This window comes from Shewanella sp. 10N.286.45.A1, assembly GCF_041470405.1.
Lineage (GTDB): Bacteria > Pseudomonadota > Gammaproteobacteria > Enterobacterales > Shewanellaceae > Shewanella.
The window spans coordinates 1-22,612 of record NZ_JBFRMK010000051.1 but is presented as its reverse complement, the minus strand read 5'-3'; the positions used below and the strand labels follow the sequence as shown (position 1 = coordinate 22,612).

Below are 22,612 nucleotides of genomic sequence, written 5' to 3'. Positions count from 1 at the left end.
AATGCAATTGGTATAACAACTGATGGCAGTAGTTTTAGCTCAATTGCTATAACAAGAACATAGAGGTTTATTGATGAGAGGCTGTGGTTAGCTCATCAGCATATTGATAAATGGATTCATTAAAGGTTGAAATTGCTCAATTGAAGTTAATGTTGAGTGCTGTAGAGCAAGAGAATTGCTTGCTCAAGACTGATAATACTGAACTGCGACAGCAAAAATCAGTGTTAGAAGAAAAGCTCAATGCCGCACTCGATGGCACGGGGCTATGTCTATGGGAGCAGCATATCCCCTCAGGTAACCTCACCATGTTTAATATGGAGTGGGGCTCACTACTTGGCTATACAATCGATGAACTTGCTGCCCATATAGATAGCTGGAAAGGCAATTTGCATCCAGAAGATCGGAGCTGGGTGATCCAGAACTTTGACGATCATGTCAGCGGCAAAACAGATTCCTACCAAGTGACCCATAGAATGCTGCATAAAGATGGAAGTGTGAGTTGGGTTTCAGATCGCGGTCGAGTCATTGAATTTGATGATAACGGTCAGCCACTGCGAATAATGGGCACCCATATCGATATAACGCAAGTGAAGCGCTATGAGCTTGGTTTAGCTGAACTTGCGAACAAAGACCCTCTAACAGGTTTATTGAACCGTAAGGCGCTCATAGAGGCCTTTGAGCTGTCAAAACAGCTAACTTCCACTGGTGCACTGCTATTTATTGATCTTGATGACTTTAAAGCCAATAACGACCATTACGGGCACAAATTTGGCGATAGCGTACTCATCGCAATTGCTAACAAGTTAACCTTATATCTACAAGAAACAGCTGATATCGCGCGTTTAGGTGGTGATGAGTTTGTTGTGCTTTATCCTGCCGAAGATAGAGCGCTACTAACCGAAGTTGCCACTGAATTATTGCGACTGTTTGCAGCGCCGCTAGAGGTAGAAGGTCGCCGTATTAGCATTGGCTTGAGCATTGGTATCGCTGTCTATCAAACTGATGAGCAATTTAGCACTGTCTGTGAACATGCCGATACTGCAATGTATCAAGTAAAACGACAAGGAAAGAACTGTTTCAAGTTCTTCGCTTAATCAAGCTCATCTGCTTAGCGTGTGCGTCGAGGTGTTAATGCCAAGGCCCCATTCCCCCACTGGCTTAATACCGCACTGACATCTCCAATGCTGGCATCTATTAGGGTTACTTTCTCATTTGGCACCAATTTCAATGGCCCGGCAAACCCAGCTGGAGCATGGGGAGTGAGCACACTTGAATAGCTATCATCTTGCTCAATTAGATAGGCAAATTGTTGACTGCCATCTTCGTTAGCAAGCATCGCAGCACGAAAACCACCGTTGTATTCACCCTTGTCATTAACTGAATTCTTATCGCAGAAAATACCGCTCGCGAGTTGCTTGATGGAGCGATAAAGTGCTAAACGGCCAATGGTATTACGTTCGATATGACGAAAGAACTCGGTCATGAATGCGGACTTTAAAAAAATGCCAAATAGCAGTGACGTTAACGCAAGAGTGAGTAGTGCTAGACTAAACGGGTGTTCTTCTAACCCCATAAGTGAACCTGGGAGCAGCTGCACTATTGGACTCGATAGGCCGATAAGGAGCTCTATCATTTCATCGGCCATAAGATACAAAAGGAGTAAGGGTAATACCACTAGAAAGCCGCCAAACAGGCTGGCCTTTATCAAATTAACTGCTTTTTTCATCTTATCCTCGCAAGGTTATCTGTTAGATAGGCTATTCAATGCGGCGATAATACAGAACAAATCGAATATGGCAGTGGTAGTAACTATGCGATAATTTTATACGTATAATTAACTTACACTTAACTCCCTGCTTAGGTTGATAAAAGTTGATGCCGCAGGTGTCAGTGGCAAGTTTTTACGCCAAATTAGCGCTAAATCCCAAGTCAGTTGCGGGTTGAGCGCTTTATAAATCAAGGTGTCGGAATTTACTTTTTGGCAGATAGGTTCAGGCAAAATAGCCACCCCCATTTTAGCTTCAACCATCGCGGCGATAAAATCCCACTGGCCACTTTGAGCGGCGACATTAAGCTCTACATTGGCTGCTCGACTTAAGCGATGAATTAATTTTGTCAGTGAGAAGTCATCGTTATATTGAATGAACGGGAACGGCGCCAGATCTTGCCAGCAGATATTGTCTTTTTCGGTTAGCGGGTGATCTTTCGGTAGACAGGCCATCAGTGGATAGCCCTTAAGCTCCAAACTATCAAACTCCTGAGTATGGGTCGTTGGTAGAGCGGTAAAAGTCAGATCTAGGCTGTCGTTAAGCAAAGCTTGCTCTGCACCGAAACCGCCTAACTCTTGAATACTCAGCTCAACCCCTGGGTATTGTTTCCTGAATTGGGCAACGAGCTCAATGATCATCTCGCCCATCATTGGACAAACTCCTAAGCGCAGTTGCCCTGTCTGTAGACCATTAAGGCTATTAAGATCTTCCTTGAGTCTATGCCACTGCCCGACAATTTGCTGTGAAGTGCAGATAAGTGCTCGACCAGCTTCTGTGGCGATCACTTTCTGATTATTACGGATCAACAGTGGTTGACCAAGATTCTCTTCAAGACGCTGGATCATCTTGGTTAGGGTTGGCTGAGTCAGGTGTAGCTTTTCTGCCGCACGGGTGTAATTGCCCATTTCAACCAAGGTCACGAAACAGTGTAGATTCTTAATTTGAATATTCATGCTTATATGGAATGTAGTCGATGGATATTATTCATTTTACTAATAGTGCAAACAAGATTACTTTGACCTCAACCACATATCCAACCATTTATTCCATTATCAGAGGTCACCGCTATGAAATCTTACCAAGGTCTGTTTGCTCAAGCGCTTTATCTTGCCGCAATGCCATTAAACTCAGAAGAATCGACTAAGGGCAAAGCGAATATCAACGAACAAGAATCTATTGTTGAAGAGTCTACCAATAAGCAGGCTTAAAATACTCAAAGCACAACGTTGACAACAATGCCTAATAACTCAGATCAAGCTATTGCCAGCCAAAGCACCATTTCTCTTCGTTTGTTAATTCGTGCCAATCTATTTGATATTGGGCACGAGTTAACACCGCTTCAAACAGACATAAACTGACCGCACCCTCTTCATCAAATTTTACTTTAGTGATTAAAAAGTGTTTCTGCTTTTTTCTAGGCTCAATGGCAGTCCACTTGCTATGAAGCAACTTTCTTGGATTTATTTTATTCATGGTTGTTTCTACGAAATGAAGCCACGAAAAGATCAGTTACGATCGATAACAACAAGTAGATAACAGCGGGAAAAGCAATCTGAACCCATCGATATTTTAATGATAGGTTCGATTAGGGGATAAGTCGTTAGTTTAGTAGTTCGTGATCTGCAGGTAATTGACGACTGATCCATAGCACCAGTTTGTGCTTCATATTGGGGCCATCTTCTTTGTCTTTGGATAAGGCTTGAATGAGATTATCTTTAACTAATAAGCGGTAAATACACTCTACTTTATCTTTCGGTGAAATACCTTGGCCGAAATCAGAGAACCCCCTTTTTTTCGCATAACCTACACCAATTTCCATTGCCAACTTGAGTAATTGTGCATCGTGCTTTCCAGACTTCATATAGACACTTCTTAAGTCGATTGATATAGCTCTAACGTTACCTGAATCTAACTGAATGGCAAGAGACATTGCGCAGATAAGATGAGTTTAATCATTAGCATTTAAATCACTGCTTAGCAGGTTTTTGCTCTTTTAATGAGCCCTTTAACATTAGCGGCCCAGCGATGGTGGTAATGACGATAATCATCACTAATTCAGTGAATAGTTTCGGCGGAATGATGCTCGCTTGGCGCCCCATCTCAGCAAAGACTAAGCCCACCTCACCACGAGGCACCATAGCGCAGCCAATGGTGAGTTTTTTTCGCCATGGCCCCTGAGCTGAGAATCCCGCCGCCAGTTTGGTTAAAATAGCAATCAGCGCTAGCCAAGCGAGTAACAGTAATCCTGTTCCACTCACATCCAACTGGCTTAAATCCACCGTAATTCCAACGTAAACAAAAAAGATAGGCGCGAAAACATCGATAAGAGGTTTGGTGGACTTTTCCAGCCTATGTGTAAACGCAAAGGGATTTTGCAGGTAGCGGTTTATTGGGGAGACAAATTGTCGTGATAAAGCAATACCTACAGCAAAGCCGCCAAGTAGGGCTGGAGCACCGAATAGGTGGGCTAACCAGGCAAATAGACAGATGAGAGAGACGATAATAAAGACGTCATAACCGGGCTGTTTGAATCTCGATTGAAGCCCGCGTGCTATATAGATTAACGTACGAGCTAATGGCGGAGCGATGAGCAAAAAAATGATGACTTTGAGGGTCAACAAGACTATTGATAAAAAGTTTAAGCTACCGGATTCATTGAAGTTTAATAGAATACTCAGTAAAACTACCCCTGCCACATCATCGATGACAGCCGCCCCTAAAATAATTTGCCCTGCGTGGGTATGAGTCTGTTTAGCTTGTGACATGACTCTAATGGAAATTCCGATACTGGTTGCGGTTAGGGCACAGCCAAAAAAAAGTGCGGTAAATGTGGATAAGTTGAGCCAATATGCAGCCGCAGCACTGGCGATAACGGCAGGGAATAAAATACCACTTAAAGCTACCCATAAAGAGTGTCCTTTAGCGTGATAAAGGCGCTTGACCGAAGTGTCACAGCCGATATCGAATAGTAATAGAATAACGCCTAATTCGGCTAATACTGATAGTGTATTGTGGGGGCTTATCCAGCCGAAAACTGAGGGGCCAATAAGCAATCCCGCAATAATCTCTCCCACTACCGCTGGTGAGCCTAACTTAGCTGCAAACTCCCCCAGCAGTCGACCGCACACCAGAATAAGAAAGATGGAAATTACAAAGCTATCTATCGCCAATTTCCGCTCCTTAAACTATTTCTGTACCGCTTTTGATCTTGATCATGAGTCTGCTGCAAAGCGCGGCAGATCTGAATAAGCTTGTCTAAGCTAAAGTAAGGTAATAATAACTGGAGCAAACCATGGATAAGGTATTTATTATTTCGCCGCGAGAAGAGTCTCATGTAGATGCTATTGCTGCGGGAATTGACTTGGCTAATGGGCTGGGCAAACGCGCTGAGATTTTTGCCTATAGTTTCGAATACTTTGGCAGTGCTGAATACTATAATACCAGCTTCGCTGCGGTAGCTCATAAGCATATCATGAAGCAGCGCGAGGCGAAGATTGAAGCGGAGCTGCAAGAGTTGCAAGCACAAGAGATCCCTATCCATAGTATTTGGAGCAAAGACCTGTCTGAACATGCCTGTAATCATTCTATTCGTCATGGCTTCGATCTCATGGTTAAAGCGGTGCATCATGCTGATCATTATCTCCCTGTTGATTGGAACTTGATCCGCCATATTCAAATCCCCCTTATGTTGTTGACCGATAACCCGCTACATAAAGGTAATGCAGTCATGATGGCTGTTGACCTTGGTAATGAAAAACCGATTAAAAAGCAGCTTAATGAGTCTGTCATTAAACATGCTAAGGCCTTAGCTAAAGCCACTGGTTGCCAACTGCACCTAGCTTTCATTATCAGAGTACCTAAAGTCCTTCGTGATATTGATTTGATCAATACCAGCACCTTGGTAAAAGACGCCTACAAAAAACATCAACAGCAACTCGCCCAGTTGGAGCTCGATCCGGACTGTATCCACATTACTATTGGTGAACCAGACCTTTGTCTTTATGAGCTTTCTTGTCGATTTAAGGCGCGCTACTTAGTACTTGGTGCATGCCAGCGTCGCGGTATTGTTGGTTTCGTTATTGGCAACACTGTTGAATCCATCATCAGCAGGATCCGTAGTAATGTATTGGTTATTCCTGCTGACACATCTCATTGTTTCACTTAGGCTGAGGTAAGGTCGACTTAACCTTTTAAAAAGTTTCGCCTTATCCCTTGATATATAGTCAATAAATAAGTATTTAGGCAGTGAATTTACGTGTTAGTTGACACAAATCAAAAATAGCCAGAACAGCAGAGTATGAGAGACGAGGCAAGAACGATTTAAGCATTGAATAGGTAGTGTTTAACTTGAATTGTATCGCTGTCATAGTGATGGGAGGGCTAGTTTTCCATTAGTAAAAATGGCTGTTCAACAAAAAGCCACCTCAATTGAGGTGGCTTTAACATATGTACATAACAGGCTCGAACAAGGGCTACTTGTTTGAGAAGCCGTTCTCTACAAGCTCTGTTTTGTTCTCTGCTTGCGGTGTATGACACTGGGTACAGTTGTAGTACTCATTGTTAAGCTTAGCGTCGGCTAGCAAGTGTGAAGGATCGATCTGAGTTGCCTTCATACGTTTTGCTTTAGCTGGGCTGTGACAGCTCATACAACCATTTTTCTTAAGCGTGATTGGGTATTCCGCTTTATGTGGGATCATCGGTGGTTGATGTACAAAAGTACGCTCAATTGACTTACCACGTTTAGGGTAAACCGGTGCTGCATCGGCAGCACGAATATCGGTGATCTCTGACTTACCAAGTGAGCTAACGTTTACCGGCTCTGCTTGAGAAGTTGCTTGCTGACCAGAACAAGCGCTAAGCGCCAATAGCGCAGCTAAGGTGAGTGCTTTTTTCATTGGTTGTTCTCCGCCTTTAGGGCAATTCGATTTTGATACTGGAAAACGCGTTGGGCACAAACGTCAATACAACGGCCACATTGAGTGCAATCACTGTCGGTTATCATCGGTTGCTGTCCTCGCAAAGCAGGTTTTAATACCTGTCTTTCAGGGCAGACGTCAAAACAATCCATACAGTTATCACAATCTTTGGCATTCACTGCCGATACTTTAACTGGACTGGCTTTACCAAGCAGGGCAAATAATGCGCCTGTTGGGCAAAGGTGTCCGCACCATGCTCGCTCACTGATAAACAGATCCAGTAAGAAGATGGCGGCCAATATCCATAAGCCACTGCCAGCGCTAAATAACACTGCTCGATACAGTACTGGAACAGGGTTTAGCCATTCCCACACTGTCATGCCTGTTAGCACGGGCAGAATAAGCACGAGTGCTAGTAAGTAGTAACGCAAATTTCTTGGCATCTCACTGGTGCGAGGCAAGTTCATTTTGCGGCGTAACCAACTAGCAAGATCTGTCACCATGTTAACGGGGCAGACCCAGCTGCAAAATACCCGACCACCCAGTAACGCATAAAACAGTGCGATAATGACGGCGCCAAGTATTAGGCTTAGCTCTGGAATATGACCTGTCAGTAGCACTTGCAAGCTGGCAAGTGGATCTGACAGAGGTACAACACTTAAAAGCTCACTGGCTGAGAGGTTACCTTTTAGCAACCACAGGCCAAACCAAGGGCCGATGGCGAACATTGCAAAAACGCTGATCTGGCTTAAGCGGCGTAAGAATAGGAACTTGTGGGCTCGCCACCATCCTAGTTCATCGATTGCCGCTTGGGCGAAGCCCGGCTTTTTCAGGGTACTATTTTTGCTGTGGCTCATAGTTCAAGCCCCTTGTTCAGCATCTCAAGTGTGGTTTCTTCAGTGTTGATATAAGTATCGTGTGCAGCAGTTTTACCGAGTGCAATATGAGCAGGCAGTACTCTAATTGCGGCTTCCTCTAACACGCAAACATGTTCACATTTGCCACAGCCAGTGCAGCTATCGCTGTTGACCGTAGGTAGGAACATAGCGTGGTGGTCGCTACGATTATTGTGTTGCATTTCAAGCGTGATAGCGTCATCAATTAACGGGCAAACCCGGTAACAAACATCGCACCTTAAGCCTTTAAAGTTAAGGCAGTTCTTCTCATCGATAAGTACTGCTATTCCCATTTTTGATTGATCGATATCGGTAAGTTCATGATCTAGCGAGCCCGATGGGCAAGCCTTAACACAGGGGATATCTTCACACATCTCACAAGGAATAGTGCGGGCGGTGAAATAGGGCGTGCCCGTTGCTGCACCTTCAAACCAGCGCGCTAGTTTGAGGGTGTCATAAGGGCAAGCTTCTACACACAGACCGCAGCGTACACAGGCTGAGAGAAAGTCATCTTCGCTTAATGCGCCTGGAGGTCGAATCGCGAGTGGATCTAACTGTGCTGACTGTTTAGCCACTGCAGTTATTCCCATCCCTAGTAAGCCCATTGCGCAACCTGCCTTAGCCGAAGTGGCTAAGAACTGGCGGCGGTTGACGCCTTTGACGCTGAACTTACTTTGATTGACCTGACTCATTTGCTTTCGTTGTCTCCGCTTTTGCTCAAGCGATTAAAGTTAAGTGTGTTGGTGAAAAGTCTTAAGCTTTCATCACTTTGACTGGACACTTCTTGAAATCTGTCTCTTTTGACAGAGGATCAGTCGCGTCGAGTAACAACTTGTTGACCAGTTGGCGCGCATCGAAGAATGGCATAAATGCCACGCCTCTCGGCGGCTTGTTACGGCCTTTAGTTTCCACACGGGTTTTCACTTCACCGCGAGGTGAAGCAACAATCACTTCATCACCACGTTTAACGCCACGTGCTTTGGCATCTTCTGGGTGCATAAAGATCTGTGCATCTGGATAAGCACGGTATAGTTCAGGTACACGCGCAGTCATTGAACCTGTGTGCCAATGCTCTAGCACACGACCGGTTGATAACCATAGGTCATACTCTTTGTTTGGCTCTTCGGCAGCAGGCTCAAACGGCAGTGCAAAAATAACAGCCTTACCATCTGGCTTACCGTAGAAGTTGAAGCCTTCACCAGCTTTAACATAAGGATCACTACCTTCAACAAAACGACGTAGTGTCTCTTTGCCGTTAACGACAGGCCAGCGTGCGCCGCGGTTTTCATGGTAAGTATCGAAGTCAGCTAGATCGTGAGCGTGGCCGCGACCAAACTGCGCGTACTCTTCGAATAGACCTTTTTGAACGTAGAAGCCGAACGCATCAGATTCATCATTAAGATCTGCTTTACACTCTTCAGCAGGGAACTTGTTGACTACGCCATTGGCAAATAGCACGTCATAAAGTGTCTTATCTGCATATTCTGGCTGCTTAGCAATCAGCTCCGCAGGCCATACTTCAGAGACTTTAAAGCGCTTAGAGAATTCCATAAGCTGCCATAGATCAGACTTAGCACCTTCTGGTGGCTTAACTTGCTGATGCCACATGTGAGTACGACGCTCAGCGTTACCGTAAGCACCTTCTTTCTCAACCCACATAGCGGTTGGTAGGATCAAATCTGCAGCCATTGCTGTTACTGTTGGGTATGGATCTGATACCACAATGAAGTTTTCTGGGTTACGGAAACCTGGGTAAATCTCATCATTGATGTTCGGACCCGCTTGCATGTTGTTGGTACACATAGTCCAGTAACAATTCAGCTTGCCATCTTTAAGCATACGGCTTTGCAGTACAGCGTGGAAACCAGGCTTTGGTGGGATAGTCCCTTCAGGCACTTGCCATAGTTTTTCTGTTTTAGCGCGATGTTTAGGATTGGCAACTACCATGTCTGCTGGTAGACGGTGCGCAAACGTACCGACTTCACGTGCAGTACCACAAGCAGATGGTTGACCGGTTAGTGAGAACGGACTGTTACCAGGCGTTGCGATTTTACCCGTCAATAGGTGGATGTTATAAAGCATGTTGTTTGCCCAAACACCACGAACGTGCTGGTTAATACCCATGGTCCATAAGCTCATTACTTTCACTTTTGGATCGGCATAGGCTTTAGCCATCAGCTCGAGTTTTTCTGGCTCAACACCACTCATCTCTGCTGCATATTCTAGGGTATAAGTGCTAACGAATTTCGCGTACTCATCAAAGCTGATAGGCGCAGATTTACCATTACCTGGGTTCTTTGCTTTTTGCTCTAATGGATGCTCTGGACGCAAGCCATAACCGATGTCAGTTGTCCCTAAGGCGAACTTAGTGTGCTTGGTGACAAACTCTTTGTTCACTGCATCATTCTGGATAATGTAGTTGGCAATATAGTTAAGGATCACTAAGTCAGACTGAGGACGGAAGACCATTGAGTTATCAGAAAGGTCGAAGCTGCGGTTTTCGTAAGTAGATAGTACATGTACACGGCTAGTTGGGCTGCTTAAGCGGCGATCTGATAGACGAGCCCAAAGGATTGGGTGCATCTCTGCCATGTTTGCGCCCCATAGGACGAACTCATCTGCTGCTTCAAGGTCATCGTAACAACCCATTGGCTCATCGATACCAAAGGTACGCATAAAGCCACCAACAGCTGATGCCATACAGTGACGCGCGTTAGGGTCGATATTGTTGGTAAGGAAGCCTGCTTTGTGCAGTTTAGACGCTGCGTAGCCTTCCCATACTGTCCACTGACCGCTGCCGAACATGCCTACAGCTGTTGGGCCTTTAGTTTTAAGCGTGTTTTTCCACTTATCAGCCATGGTATCGAGTGCGACATCCCAGCTAACTGGTGTGAATTCACCCTCTTTATCATATTTGCCATCGGTCATACGTAGTAGAGGCGTGGTTAAACGATCCTTTCCGTACATGATCTTTGATAAGAAGTAACCTTTAATACAGTTAAGGCCTTTGTTGACAGGGCTTTCTGGATCGCCTTTAGTTGCAACAACTTTGCCATTATCTGTACCGACAAGAACACTACAGCCTACGCCACAAAAACGGCATGGTGCTTTGTCCCACTTAATACTATCTTTTTGCTCTGCAGCTTCTACTATCTTCACTGGCAGAGTCGCACCAACTGTAGTTGCGGCGGCAACTGCTGCGTTGGCTTTTAGAAACTCGCGACGGCTAATGCTCATGGTGTTCCTCACTCTTTTGTTCTACTGGATCGACTTGATGATAAATAAGGCTGCTATTAATGACGCCTTCAAAGGCGTTAATAGCTTCGACGTTATCGAGGATAGAGCGCTGGGTTTCACCTTCTAGGGTGAGCACAAACTTTCCTTTATCGGTAACGGCATGGATTTCGGCGCCAACAAGGGCTGACAAGCGCTGCTTGATATCTTCTACAGACTTGGATGCTGCATGTATGACTAAGCTGGTAATATGAAATTCTTGGCTCATTCTTCTACCTTCTTTGTTTTGGCAAATAACGGCGATGAAAAACTCTTGCGGCTACCTACCAAGGTTTAACTCGAGTCTAGACCTCATAGAAAATGTGGGTATACCTCACAAGGGGTATTGAGGTTTTTTATCGACCAAGATCAACTTTTAGAGGGTGATCTAGTTCTCAAATTTACTAATAAAGACTAGAAGCTTGTTTGAATTTTGTCCACTCGAAATGTTAGCTTGCGCTACATTAAATATTCAAGATATTCATAAGCTTAGTAAATGATAACTATTCTTATTTATTGCTTTTTGAATGCAATTAAATCGTTCATTAAGTTTGTATTTGAGTGGCTATGACGGCTTAGTAGCCGGTGAGTTCCATGTAACCTTCGCCACGATGGCTTCCCTCTATACTGATCGGTCCCTCCCAATAAGGGATAGAGAGCGGCATGCTAGAGTCATTATTTAGCGGGGCGGTGCTAATATCGATATTTTCTGAAGGAATTTGAATGCGCCACTTTATTGGGTAACGGCCTGACTGTGTCTGTTGCCATGCCGTGGCAGTCATGCTTATCTGCTCACTGGCAAGGTTGCGGCCACGACCATCTCGATACATCACTCGGGCGCTATAAAAGCTACTCTGGGTTTTGCTGTCATCCCTTAGCTGAAACAACATCAGTGCAGTGTCGTTATCAAGTCGAATAGCAAACCAATCCCAACCCTGCTGGGTTTTCGATAAAAACTGCGAACTCCATTCTCTGTCGAGCCAAGCTTGTCCGCTAACTTTCTGAGGTTTACCATCGATAACTACGCTGCCACTGACATTGATAAAAGGTTGGCTGTAGTAATAGGAGGCGACGCTGCCAGCTGCATTTTTCTCACTGTAACCATTGTCACCTTGCAGCTGAAAGGGCGCAGTTGAATCAAGTTGTAATTGATAACTGAAATCTTGACCACTAACACTGAGTGTGGCGGGAAACAGGTGCTCGCTCTGGCTTAGCCATTGCCAGTCATCTTGCCTAATGGATAGTGGCTGAGCTTGGGTGCCAGCAATACTTTGATGACCGCGAGACCACTTCTCTTCAGCTAAATGGTTGGATGTGGAGGTAACAGCGGTATGCGACATATAGAGTTGCTGGGTCTGCCAAGAAGCGCTATTAATCGGTGCGTCTTGCTCGTTACTCATCGCTGAGGGCGGTGCTAATGCAATGCGAAACTGGGTCCACTGTAAGCCAATGCTTTGCTTTGATTCCGTCTCAAGGTTAGCGGTGAGATACCACCATTCCTGTCTGAAATCATCGTGTGCCATATGATCATCTGGAAAGCGTAATATGACGTTTGGCTCTACCGGACTATAACCCTGTGTTTTGCCATCGAGTAGTTGCCCCATGCCTGGGGTCGGTTGTTGTGCTGGTGAGCAGGCTGTTATGCAAAGCGCTAAGAGTGAGAAAACTATCACTTTGTTCATAATGCCTCCTGCTGCAAACTACTGACTAACGGTTTACGGGTTTGCCAATAAAGCGGCAGTAATACAGCTAATGCACTGGCGGCTAACGCAATCGCCACCACTCTAAAATAAGCTTGCCAGTCCCAAACCATGGCGATACTCCAACCAAATGCTTGCAGCGTAACCTTGTTGATTAACAGGTAGCCAAGCAATGCACCACTTGGCAGTGCGAGTAAGCAAGTGAACAATACAATCAACAGCATTTGTAACGACACCAAACTTCGCAGCTGAGTGCGGCTCACGCCGAGTGCATATAAACGAGCTAATGGTGCTTGCCTCGCTTTGGTGAGCATCAAGCAGGCGCTAAACAGTCCGATAGCAGCCACCATTAACGTAAGGCTGTTAAGAACCAATGTAATCGAAAAGGTACGTTTAAAGATCTCCAATGCACGCTGTTTTATCTTGGTTTGGTTATACATCTGCGCAGCAGACAATGGAACTTGCTGCTGTAATATCTGTTCTAATTCAGCGATATCACCATCGTAACTGGCTGCAATACTGCTTGGTTTGCTGGGCAGGTTCAATTGCTGCCAAGTTTGCTGACTGACAATGACTTGACCTAAAGGGTTGCCGTAGTCGTAAAAGATGGCTGCAATCGGTAATGGAGGTTGCTTGGCAGACTCAAACTCTGGAAGTGAGATCGTGTCACCGACTTTTAGGCGATACTTGATAGCCATGGGCTCACTTATCATCAGCGCTTTGCCCCCAAAAAACTGCGGCCATAGGTTATCGGTTTGCGCTTTCATTTGATTGCTATTTCTAAGCGAGTGTTCATCTCGGGTCATCAAGCTCACTGGGGTATGTTGATATTGACTGCTATGCACCCATTGGCCGTAAATATCAGTCACCTTAGACTGCTGAGTCAGCAGTGTTTCAGTGGCTAGGATTTTGTCGTTAGGTGGGCGAATATAAATATCTGCATACAAACGAGCATCGAGCCAGTTCTTCAAGGTTATCTCAAAGCTACCAACGAGGGTGTTCATCGAAATATTTGCCGTTAGCGCTAACAACATCGCCATCATCGCCAGTGACAATGGAGCGATCAACTCTTTGCTCTCAGCAACCGCATACTGCCATAAGCCATTGCTTGTCACACGGCTAGATAGGCTGAGGCACAACTGCAGTGATAATGGCAGCAGCAAGGGGATTGCCACGGTGACTACACCCAATAACACTAGGCTGTGTTGATACTCTTGGGTGAGTGGAAACAACAATGCAGCAAGGATGAGCAGGGCAATGGCGACAATGAACATCACTCGCTGGTATTTTATCGCATGGCGTTGCTGTTCAAAACGGCTAGTGCTACGGGCTAAAGGTTGCTTTGCTAATGCATTAAATAGTGGGAAGCATGCACAGATAGCGGCAACAAATGTTAATCCAACAGCTTGATAAAGCCAGCTCCACTGCCACAGTCCAGGTAATAATCTAGCACCATAAAGCTGTTCCAGTGTCAGCGCTATCATGGGTTGCAGCCAGTGACTGAGCTGTAAGCCTAGAATAAATCCAAGGATAGAGCCGACAACGACCAATACCAATAGCTCTAGGAGCAAGGCAGTTAATAGCGCTCGTTGTGGGATCCCTTGTTGCTGCAGTTGTACCAGCAGTTTTTGCCTTTTTAGTAAGCTGTAGCGCACGCCGTTATAAGCGATAAATAACCCAACGACAAATGCCAGCAGGCTCATGGCCGTTAAGTTAAGGTGAAAACTACGGGTTAGGCTTGTCAGTCCTTCGCCCTCATCTTGTTCAGCAATTTCAAATTGCCTCGTCGCTTGCTTGCTAAAAATTTGACTCACTTGCTGCTGGAGCTGATTGGCGTCGCCAAATAAGGCGATGTAACTTAACTTGCCGTTGTTATCTAATAACTTTTGGCCTAAAGATATATCCATGAGAATGGCATTACCGAGCCCAAGCTCATCGTCCAAACTGATCACATTAAGCAATAGATCTTCAAGTTTAAGCTGCCCAGTTGGCGCTGCCTGTAGAGCAAAACTTTGACTCATGAGTATATAAGGTTGGCCGGAGAGTAATTTGGCCAGTGGGATCTGACTAGAAAGCAATGAAGTTTGTGCGGGCTCAGCTGATTTATCTGAATGTTGCTTAAATTGCTGCACTGACAGTGCGGCAATCAAATCACTGGCTTGAATATCCCACCGCTGACCATCGTCATCGGTCACCGTGCCTGTTAGTACCGCCAATGATTGACTCACCCCGGCTTGTCGAAGGCGAATATAAACTGATTCAGGTACCATTTTTTGTCCTGCAATCGGTGCGAGAACAACTTGAGCGCGCTGACTGAGAAGCTCTGTTGCTTGAGAATAACTGCGCACTGCATTTTCGTTGGTTGCGCGCACGCCTACCAGTAACATGACGGCTAAAATGAAACCCAGCAGGATGGCGCCAGCTTGCAAAGGGGCGTTTAAGTAGTGACGAGCAAATACCTGCAAGCTGAGGCGGACAGATAACCCAAGCTGGCTATTCATTTATCTTGCCTTGCTCTAAATGCCAGCGTCTTTTCATAAACTGCGCACATTCATTGCTGTGAGTGACCATTAATATGCTGGTATTGGACTCATTGGCCAGTTCGGTCAGTAGCTGCATCACCTCAAAACCTGCTTTCTCATCGAGATTGCCGGTAGGCTCATCGGCCAGTAATAATCTAGGTTGGTGTGCTAATGCTCGTGCAATGGCCACCCGCTGTTGTTGGCCGCCTGAAAGTGCTTCGACATGACGTTTTTTAACATCGTTTAAACCGAGCTGTTTGATGAGGTGATCAACCCAAGGTGACCATGACTGTTGGTTGAGTCGCAGTGAGAAAGCGATATTGTCTTGTACATTTAACGGGGTGAGTAGGTTGAATTGCTGAAATACAACCCCGAGATCGCGACGCCTAAATTGACTCCACTGTTTGTCTTGCCATTGACTGGCATCTTCACCAAATAGGTTTAGCTTACCGCTATCAATAAACTCAAAACCGCCAATGATGTTAAGCAGAGTACTTTTACCGCAGCCACTGGGGCCAGTCAGTGCGACGGTATCTGCATCTTCAAGCTGTAAGTCAACTTTATCGAGTACTTGGTGATACTTGTCACCGTCATTAAATCCTTTTGATACTCCAGTTAAAGTTACGATGCTTTTGCCCATTACCACTCCTTTGTCGGTGACTCAAAGCGTGTTGCAAAGAGATGCGATTGGCTTCGTTCAATATTTATATTTGCTCGAGCATGCGAGTAACAGTGTATACGCTTAGTGAGAGCAATTGGATCCTTTATCAATAAATCTTATTTGATTGATTTTAGGTATTAACTGCCAGCCTTGCCTACACTAGATATTACTCCAAGTAACTGTATTAACCCCCATTAGCAGCGTTGTCAAAACAACGAACATGGGTTTTGGCTTTGCTGCACTGCTTATCGGCGATAGCCCTGTGGATGATGGACATGACCAGACTTCGTACTTTTCGTAGCCGAATTTTATCGCAAATAGCCTTGCCGTTAATTGGGATAATGGCAATAGTATTTAGCATTAATGCTTGGTTTAACTATCAAGCAGAAGAGCAGTACATCTATGATGACTTAACGCAGCAAGCGGACAATATTGCCCGTAGAATTGAATATTTTCTTAAATCCGCCGAGACCGATACTCGGTCAATTGCCGATCTTCTTGGTGATAGTAACAATAATGGCTTATACCGTGATGAAGCAAAACTTAAGCTACTGTTGACGCGCAGACTCGATAGACACCCTGATTTTTACGGTAGTGCCATCGCTTTCCAAAAGTCCTCCTCTAATGAACTGTTTGCTCCCTATGTGTACCGTGATGGCAAAAAGATTAAGGTTATTGATATCGGTTCTGATGGCTACGATTACACCGATGGCAATTGGGATTGGTGGACTAAAGCGATAAATAATAGCAACGGCTATTGGTCGAGCCCCTATTTTGATGAAGGTGCCGGTAATGCATTGATGATCAGTTACTCACAGCCCTTTGGTGAGTCATTGCCCTATGATGGGGTGATAACGGTTGATCTGGCGCTAAATACCATCCCTAAAATGGTGAATGTTGCGGCAGGAAGGATTGTGGTGATTAATGATAAAGGTCAACTCGTCTACCACCAAAATGATTCTCTATTATTGGCGGAAAGTACTGATAAATGGTTGGCTAAAGTCGACAGCAATCAGGCTTTTATTAGTTTAGTTCGTAGCAGTCAACCTGGTTACAGCCATATTGAAGATAGTCAGGGGAAGCGCTATTTAGCCAGTGTTGGCGTAGTACCATCACTTAATTGGCGGGTCATAATCATGACCTCTGAACAGCAGCTACATAATAATTTTTTGCTAGGGTTTTCATCACTGGCGTTAAATTTACTGCTGATCTCAACCATCCTATTATTCACTGGTTATCTCACCGCTAGACGACTAACACGTCCTATAGAAGAGCTGGAATCGGGGATTGCAGCTTTTGGTGCTGGCGAAACTAAACGCCTTGAAAAGCCAAAAGGCGCTGCAAGTGAACTTATCACTCTGACTGACAAATTTAATGATATGGCGCAGGTGCTAGAGGAGCGAGAACAAGCCTTGCTCGACTCCCGTGGTAACCGTTTTGCAAAGTTGATTGATGGCATGAGTGATAAATCTTTTTACTGCTCTCTAGAGCCAGATGGGCATATCGCGCAGGCAAGTGAAGGTGTTGAAAAGGTGTTAGGTGTAAGTGCTGAATTATTAAAACGTAAGTATCAGAGGATGTTTTCTGATAATCCTATTAATGAGCAAAACTGGCATTATATGGATGAAGCCTTACAAGGCAGAAATGTACTGCCTCATCAGGTAGAGATGCAAGATGCAGAGGGTAACTTACGTCGTCTAGATGTGTTTATGCAGCCTTTACTGTCTGATAATCAAGAGTTGCTCTCGGTTGAAATGCTGTTTAATGATGTGACGGAACAGTTTTCGGCGGCAGCGTGGTCAAATGCCGTGTTGGAATCTGCACCTGAGGCGATGTTGATTGTTGACGAGGCGGGGCAGTTGGTCTTTACCAATAGCCGTTGTCAGTTGCTGTTTGGATACGATGAAGCGCAGATGCTAGCGATGTCCGTTGATCAGCTGGTGCCTGATTCAGTTAGGCCTAAGCATGCGGGTCTGCGTGAAAAGTTTGTCGCTGAAGGGCGAGATCGTAAGATGGGATTGGGGATGACTTCTGATCTGATGGCGCTCAAAGCGGATGGTAGTGAATTCCCAGTAGAAATAAGTCTTGGGTTATTGCCTATTGACGTCGATGGCCAGCGCCAAGTGGCTGCAACAGTGCGCGATATGACCGAAGAGCTTGAGATTGCACAACGTATTATAGACAGTGAGAATCGTTTTCGCGGCCTAGTGACCAACATTCCAGGTGCTGTTTATCGCACTCGTATTGCTGATATCTGGGTGATGGAATATGTCAGCGACAATATCGGTGATATTACTGGCTACCCTGCAGCAGACTTTATTGAAAACAGTAAACGTAGCTTTGCTAGTCTGATTATTGAAGAGGATCTAGCCATTGCTACTCATGCCATTGAAACTGCATTGGTCGAACAAAAAAGCTTTGAAGTCCAGTATCGAATTAAGCATCGTGATACCAGTATTCATTGGGTGCATGAGAAGGGTAAAGCTATATACGATGGCCAGGGAGTTGCACTATGGTTTGATGGCAGTATTAATGACATCACCGTCAGTAAGGCAGCGCAACAGAAAATTGCCCAGTCTCAGCAGCAGCTTGAAACCATTACCGAGTCGATTCCGAGTACCGTTTACCAGCTACATTGGCGATCCAATCACGATCGCAACTTTACCTTTCTCTCTAGTGCTTGTATTACCACGTTAGGTTTTCACCGAGACCAGGTGATTGATAATTTTGACCTCGTTGCCGAATGTATTATCAACGATGAGCGTTCCCATATCATAGAGGCCTTATCCGGGGTGAGTTCGTCGGGCTTAAATTGGACTGAAGAGTTTCGCTATCAGCACCCTATGGGTGATATCCGCTGGTTGCAGGCGGGGGCACATGGCAACCAACTTGCCGATGGCAGTATTATCTGGAATGGCTATCTGATGGATATTACTGAGCGTAAACATATTGATAAAGAGTTGGCTAAGCGTGAGGCACACTTTAGAGCCCTGTTTGATAACGCTGGAATAGGTATCGTTAATGTTGATGAACGCGGGGCTATTCTAGATTGTAATGAGCAGTTTAGTCAGTATGTTCAACTGCCGGTCGATGAGCTCAATGGCAGCCTATTCTTTGACTATCAACATCAAGACGACAGAGAGTCTGCCAAGCAATTGTTCAGTGAGTTGATGGATAATGGTGGCAGCAGTATGACGACCGAGATCCGCTTACTACGCCGTTCAGGTGATGTGATGTGGATGGATCTGACCTTAACTGGCCTGCAAGACAAACACGGCACACTCAACTCTGCAGTGCTATCGATGGCTAATATTACCTCATTGAAGCAGATCTCTAATGAGCTTAAGCAAGCCAAAGATTCAGCCGATGCTGCCAGCAAAGCAAAGAGTGATTTCTTAGCTAATATGTCCCATGAAATTCGTACGCCAATGAACGCTATTATTGGCATGTCGCAATTATGTTTGCAGACAGAGTTAGATAAGAAACAGCAAAATTATGTGCAGAAAATTGATAGGGCTTCAAAGTCATTACTCGGGATTATTAATGACATTTTAGATTTTTCTAAGATAGAAGCGGGTAAGCTCGATATAGAATCTGTCTCTTTTCAGCTGGATACTATGCTGGAAGATCTCAGCGATATGTTCTCGGTTAAAGCAGCCGATAAACAGTTGGAGTTGCTATTCGCTGTTGCGCCTAATATCCCAAGGCAACTGGAAGGTGACCCGCTGCGATTATCACAAGTGCTAATCAATCTTATGAACAATGCGGTTAAATTCACTGAGCAAGGTGAAGTGCTACTGTCCATCAGTCAGCTTGAACGTGTAGAGGACACCATCACCTTACGTTTTAGTGTACGAGATAACGGTATTGGTCTGACCGAAGAGCAACGCAATAAGCTGTTTAAGTCATTCAGTCAGGCGGATACTTCTACGACCCGTAAGTATGGTGGTACAGGGCTAGGGCTTGCTATCTGTAAACAGTTGGTGGAGTTGATGGGCGGTGAGATTGGCGTTGAGAGTCAATTTGGTAACGGCAGCACCTTCTTCTTTACCGTCAAGTTCAAAGTGGCCGATAACAAGCTGATTAAGGCGGGGCAAGAGCTTGAGGGTATGCGAATTCTAGTCGCTGATGATAACGCCACCGCGCGGGATATTTTGCGCACAACGCTTGAAAGCATGGGCTTTGAGGTTGATACCGTTAAAAGTGGTGCTCAAGCAGTAGAGCGCTGTAAAACAACACAATACCCTGTTGCGCTCATTGATTGGCTAATGCCTGAAATGAATGGTTTAGAAACCTCATCGGCAATTATTGCTAATAGTGAAACGCCACCCAAAATATTAATTGTCTCGGCACATGCTAATACCGAACTGACCGACCATATCGACGGGAGCGGTATCGCTGGTTATATCACTAAGCCTATTAGTGCTTCGCGTCTACTGGATGGCATTATGTCATCACTAGGGAAAAACGGCGCCATACCTGTACGTCGTAAAGGCACTGAGGTGAACCAGAAACTGCTGGCGCAGCTTAAAGACAAGCGGATTTTGCTGGTGGAAGACAATGAGATGAATCAAGAGGTTGCCACTGAGTTTCTTGAGCAAGTTGGCATTACCTTGTCGATTGCAGATAACGGCCAAATAGCGCTTGAAAAACTAGCAACACAGACATTTGATCTGGTGCTCATGGATTGCCAAATGCCGGTGATGGATGGCTACCAAGCCACCCAAGCGCTGCGTAGAATCCCCGAGTTAGTCGAGCTGCCTGTTATCGCTATGACGGCAAACGCAATGGCGGGTGACAAGGAGATGTGTCTACGTGTTGGCATGAATGACCATATTGCCAAGCCAATAGAAGTATCGCTGCTATACACCACCTTGTTGGAGTATCTTGGTGATGGCAAGCAGCAGATATTGGCCAGCGATCTAGATAATAGCAACGCCGACGCTGCTGTATTATTTTGGCCCCAACATGCCGAGCTCGATGTTGATAAAGGCTTACAGTTAGTGCAGAACTCAGTGCGCCTTTATCGAAGAATATTTGAGCGCTTCTATACTGGGCAGATGCACACGGCCGAGCAGATAGAATTGGCGATAAGCCAAGGTAAAGTCGAGGACGCAATCCGCTATGCACATACCTTAAAGGGAGTCTCTGGCAACCTATGTGCACCAAGGTTAGTTGAAGTGGCTAAAGTGATTGAAGCTCAATTAACTGCAGACAGTGAAGTTGATGTTTCTGCAGAAATTGATGAGTTAAAGCAGCTGATTGAAGTGATCTGTCAGGCTATTTCTGATTGGATGACGCAATTTAGTTTACCAGAGTCAACAGTGGCTAAACCTGAGGATATTAAGGTTCTGCCAGCTGCAGAGTTAAAGGTCGTGGTTGCAGAGTTGGTGATCATGTTAGAGGAAGCAGACTCAGATGCCGTTGAAAAAATGGACGAGATTAAGGGGCAGGTTGCCGCTGATATGTGGCACAAAATGAGTCCAGCATTGACGATGATTAACAGCTATCAATTTGATGATGCAGCAGAACTTATTAAGTCGTTATTTGAGATTTAATACTATTATTTTAGATTGTTAACCGTGAAAAATATCGGCGTATCCAAATACGCGGTAGCATCAAAGCTGACTATACTTAAAAGTGATTATTCTCAAAATAGATCCTTAATAGAGAGGAGAGCTGGTTTAATGGATAAGGCCACCATTTTAGTTGTGGATGATACCCCAGAAAACATCGATATTTTAGTGGGGATTTTAAGTAGCGATTATAAAATTAGAGTGGCTATCGATGGCCCAAAAGCTTTAGCATTGGCGCAAAAAAGTACGCCCGATATTATTTTACTGGATGTGATGATGCCGGGTATGAATGGCTATGAAGTTTGTGAGCGATTAAAGCAAGATCAGTTAACCTGCCATATTCCCGTGATTTTTGTGACGGCTCTGGCTGAAACATCCGATGAAACTCAAGGATTTGCTCTAGGGGCTGTTGATTACATCACCAAACCCGTAAGTGCCCCGGTGGTACAAGCTCGGGTTAAAACGCATTTGGCGCTTTACGACCAAAAACGACTACTTGAACAGCAAGTCAAAGAGCGTACCAAAGAGCTAGAGGAGACTCGATTTGAGATCATCAGACGCTTAGGACGAGCCGCCGAATATAAAGATAATGAAACAGGGTTACATGTCGTCAGAATGAGCCGCTATGCGCGCTTATTGGCAATACAGTCAGGCTTGCCTGACAAGTATTGTGAGCTGATCTATAACGCCGCACCTATGCATGATATTGGTAAAATAGGTACGCCGGACTCTATCTTGAAAAAGCCGACGAAGTTGGATGAACCCGAATGGGACGAAATGCAGCGTCATGCTGAAATTGGTGCCGAAATTATTGGTGATCATCAAGACCCATTACTGGAGATGGCAAGAAGGATTGCGCTAAGTCACCATGAGAAATGGGATGGCAGTGGTTATCCATATGGTAAATCAGGTCAAGATATCCCTATTGAAGGGCGAATTGTGGCGATTGCAGATGTATTTGATGCATTGACGTCAATTCGTCCTTATAAAAAGGCATGGACAGTGGCCGATACTATGGCGCTTATTGATAGTGAATCCGGTAAGCATTTTGATCCAGAGCTAGTAGAGCATTTTAAGCAAATAGTGGATGAGGTCACGAAAATCCGCGATAAGCATCATGAGACTTAATACCAATCAGTATAAGAAGTTGATCTACTCAGAGCGTTTTTGGCACGCTAATTCAAGGCAGGCTAATTCAAAGTGAGTAATGACATAATGGTTGTTCCCTTATAAGTTTATTCAACGCAGAAGTAGCAAGCCAAAAACACTCCTACAGGCGAGTTTTAGCGGCTCTGATAC

General features: G+C 45.0%; 18 protein-coding genes. 5 read left to right on the top strand and 13 right to left on the bottom strand.

What is annotated here, in order from left to right:
- Positions 1 to 110 precede the first annotated feature (110 nt).
- On the top strand, positions 111 to 1,094 hold the full coding sequence (locus tag AB4238_RS04975) for a diguanylate cyclase domain-containing protein (RefSeq protein ID WP_372031926.1): 984 nt from the start codon (positions 111 to 113) through the stop codon (positions 1,092 to 1,094).
- Between the two features lie 14 nt (positions 1,095 to 1,108).
- Here AB4238_RS04975 and AB4238_RS04970 read toward each other — a convergent pair whose 3' ends face one another.
- On the bottom strand, positions 1,109 to 1,726 hold the full coding sequence (locus AB4238_RS04970) for a hypothetical protein (protein ID WP_372031924.1): 618 nt from the start codon (positions 1,724 to 1,726) through the stop codon (positions 1,109 to 1,111).
- 108 nt (positions 1,727 to 1,834) lie between these two features.
- Positions 1,835 to 2,722, bottom strand: coding sequence for a LysR family transcriptional regulator (locus tag AB4238_RS04965; RefSeq protein WP_372031921.1), 888 nt, complete (start codon positions 2,720 to 2,722; stop codon positions 1,835 to 1,837).
- Positions 2,723 to 2,836: 114 nt separating this feature from the next.
- On the opposite strand from AB4238_RS04965, the gene AB4238_RS04960 reads away from it, so the two are divergent.
- Positions 2,837 to 2,977 (top strand): hypothetical protein, encoded by a 141-nt coding sequence (locus tag AB4238_RS04960; protein WP_372031920.1) that lies wholly within the window; start codon positions 2,837 to 2,839, stop codon positions 2,975 to 2,977.
- Between the two features lie 49 nt (positions 2,978 to 3,026).
- Here AB4238_RS04960 and AB4238_RS04955 read toward each other — a convergent pair whose 3' ends face one another.
- The 3 genes from AB4238_RS04955 to AB4238_RS04945 all read right to left on the bottom strand — a co-directional run bounded on the left by AB4238_RS04955 (position 3,027) and on the right by AB4238_RS04945 (position 4,939).
- A complete protein-coding gene (locus AB4238_RS04955) occupies positions 3,027 to 3,242 on the bottom strand; it encodes a TIGR02450 family Trp-rich protein (protein ID WP_371989824.1) in 216 nt (71 codons plus the stop codon).
- Positions 3,243 to 3,369: 127 nt separating this feature from the next.
- Positions 3,370 to 3,630, bottom strand: coding sequence for a DUF5062 family protein (locus tag AB4238_RS04950; RefSeq protein ID WP_220735713.1), 261 nt, complete (start codon positions 3,628 to 3,630; stop codon positions 3,370 to 3,372).
- A gap of 106 nt (positions 3,631 to 3,736) precedes the next feature.
- Complete coding sequence (locus tag AB4238_RS04945) at positions 3,737 to 4,939, bottom strand: cation:proton antiporter (protein ID WP_372031917.1); 1,203 nt, start codon at positions 4,937 to 4,939, stop codon at positions 3,737 to 3,739.
- Between the two features lie 122 nt (positions 4,940 to 5,061).
- Between AB4238_RS04945 and AB4238_RS04940 the strand changes: the two genes are divergently transcribed.
- Positions 5,062 to 5,934: a universal stress protein gene (locus AB4238_RS04940; RefSeq protein WP_372031914.1), complete on the top strand. Its 873-nt coding sequence runs from the start codon at positions 5,062 to 5,064 to the stop codon at positions 5,932 to 5,934.
- Between the two features lie 307 nt (positions 5,935 to 6,241).
- Here the strand turns inward: AB4238_RS04940 and AB4238_RS04935 are convergent, their stop codons facing one another.
- From AB4238_RS04935 to AB4238_RS04900, 8 genes are all read right to left on the bottom strand, one after another.
- Positions 6,242 to 6,664, bottom strand: coding sequence for a nitrate reductase cytochrome c-type subunit (locus tag AB4238_RS04935; protein WP_372031911.1), 423 nt, complete (start codon positions 6,662 to 6,664; stop codon positions 6,242 to 6,244).
- Positions 6,661 to 7,542: a quinol dehydrogenase ferredoxin subunit NapH gene (gene napH / locus AB4238_RS04930; RefSeq protein ID WP_372031909.1), complete on the bottom strand. Its 882-nt coding sequence runs from the start codon at positions 7,540 to 7,542 to the stop codon at positions 6,661 to 6,663. The genes AB4238_RS04935 and napH overlap by 4 nt, the downstream gene beginning before the upstream one ends.
- Positions 7,539 to 8,273, bottom strand: coding sequence for a ferredoxin-type protein NapG (napG, locus tag AB4238_RS04925; protein ID WP_248972780.1), 735 nt, complete (start codon positions 8,271 to 8,273; stop codon positions 7,539 to 7,541). The genes napH and napG overlap by 4 nt, the downstream gene beginning before the upstream one ends.
- 61 nt (positions 8,274 to 8,334) lie before the next feature.
- A complete protein-coding gene (gene napA, locus AB4238_RS04920) occupies positions 8,335 to 10,818 on the bottom strand; it encodes a nitrate reductase catalytic subunit NapA (RefSeq protein WP_372031907.1) in 2,484 nt (827 codons plus the stop codon).
- Positions 10,808 to 11,083, bottom strand: a complete 276-nt coding sequence (locus AB4238_RS04915; protein WP_372031904.1) for a chaperone NapD — start codon at positions 11,081 to 11,083, stop codon at positions 10,808 to 10,810. Before AB4238_RS04915 ends, napA begins: the two co-directional genes overlap by 11 nt.
- Positions 11,084 to 11,429: 346 nt before the next feature.
- Positions 11,430 to 12,536 (bottom strand): lipocalin-like domain-containing protein, encoded by a 1,107-nt coding sequence (locus AB4238_RS04910; protein WP_372031902.1) that lies wholly within the window; start codon positions 12,534 to 12,536, stop codon positions 11,430 to 11,432.
- A complete protein-coding gene (locus AB4238_RS04905; protein WP_372031899.1) occupies positions 12,533 to 15,055 on the bottom strand; it encodes an FtsX-like permease family protein in 2,523 nt (840 codons plus the stop codon). The genes AB4238_RS04910 and AB4238_RS04905 overlap by 4 nt, the downstream gene beginning before the upstream one ends.
- Positions 15,048 to 15,716, bottom strand: a complete 669-nt coding sequence (locus AB4238_RS04900; RefSeq protein ID WP_372031897.1) for an ABC transporter ATP-binding protein — start codon at positions 15,714 to 15,716, stop codon at positions 15,048 to 15,050. Before AB4238_RS04900 ends, AB4238_RS04905 begins: the two co-directional genes overlap by 8 nt.
- A 290-nt stretch (positions 15,717 to 16,006) precedes the next feature.
- Here AB4238_RS04900 and AB4238_RS04895 point away from each other — a divergent pair, with 290 nt between their 5' ends.
- Both AB4238_RS04895 and AB4238_RS04890 read left to right on the top strand, forming a co-directional pair.
- A complete protein-coding gene (locus tag AB4238_RS04895) occupies positions 16,007 to 21,295 on the top strand; it encodes a PAS domain S-box protein (protein ID WP_372031929.1) in 5,289 nt (1,762 codons plus the stop codon).
- A 129-nt stretch (positions 21,296 to 21,424) separates the two neighbouring features.
- The gene (locus AB4238_RS04890) at positions 21,425 to 22,441 is read left to right on the top strand and encodes an HD domain-containing phosphohydrolase (RefSeq protein WP_372031895.1); all 1,017 of its coding nucleotides are present in this window, start codon (positions 21,425 to 21,427) and stop codon (positions 22,439 to 22,441) included.
- The last annotated feature ends 171 nt before the right edge of the window (positions 22,442 to 22,612 follow it).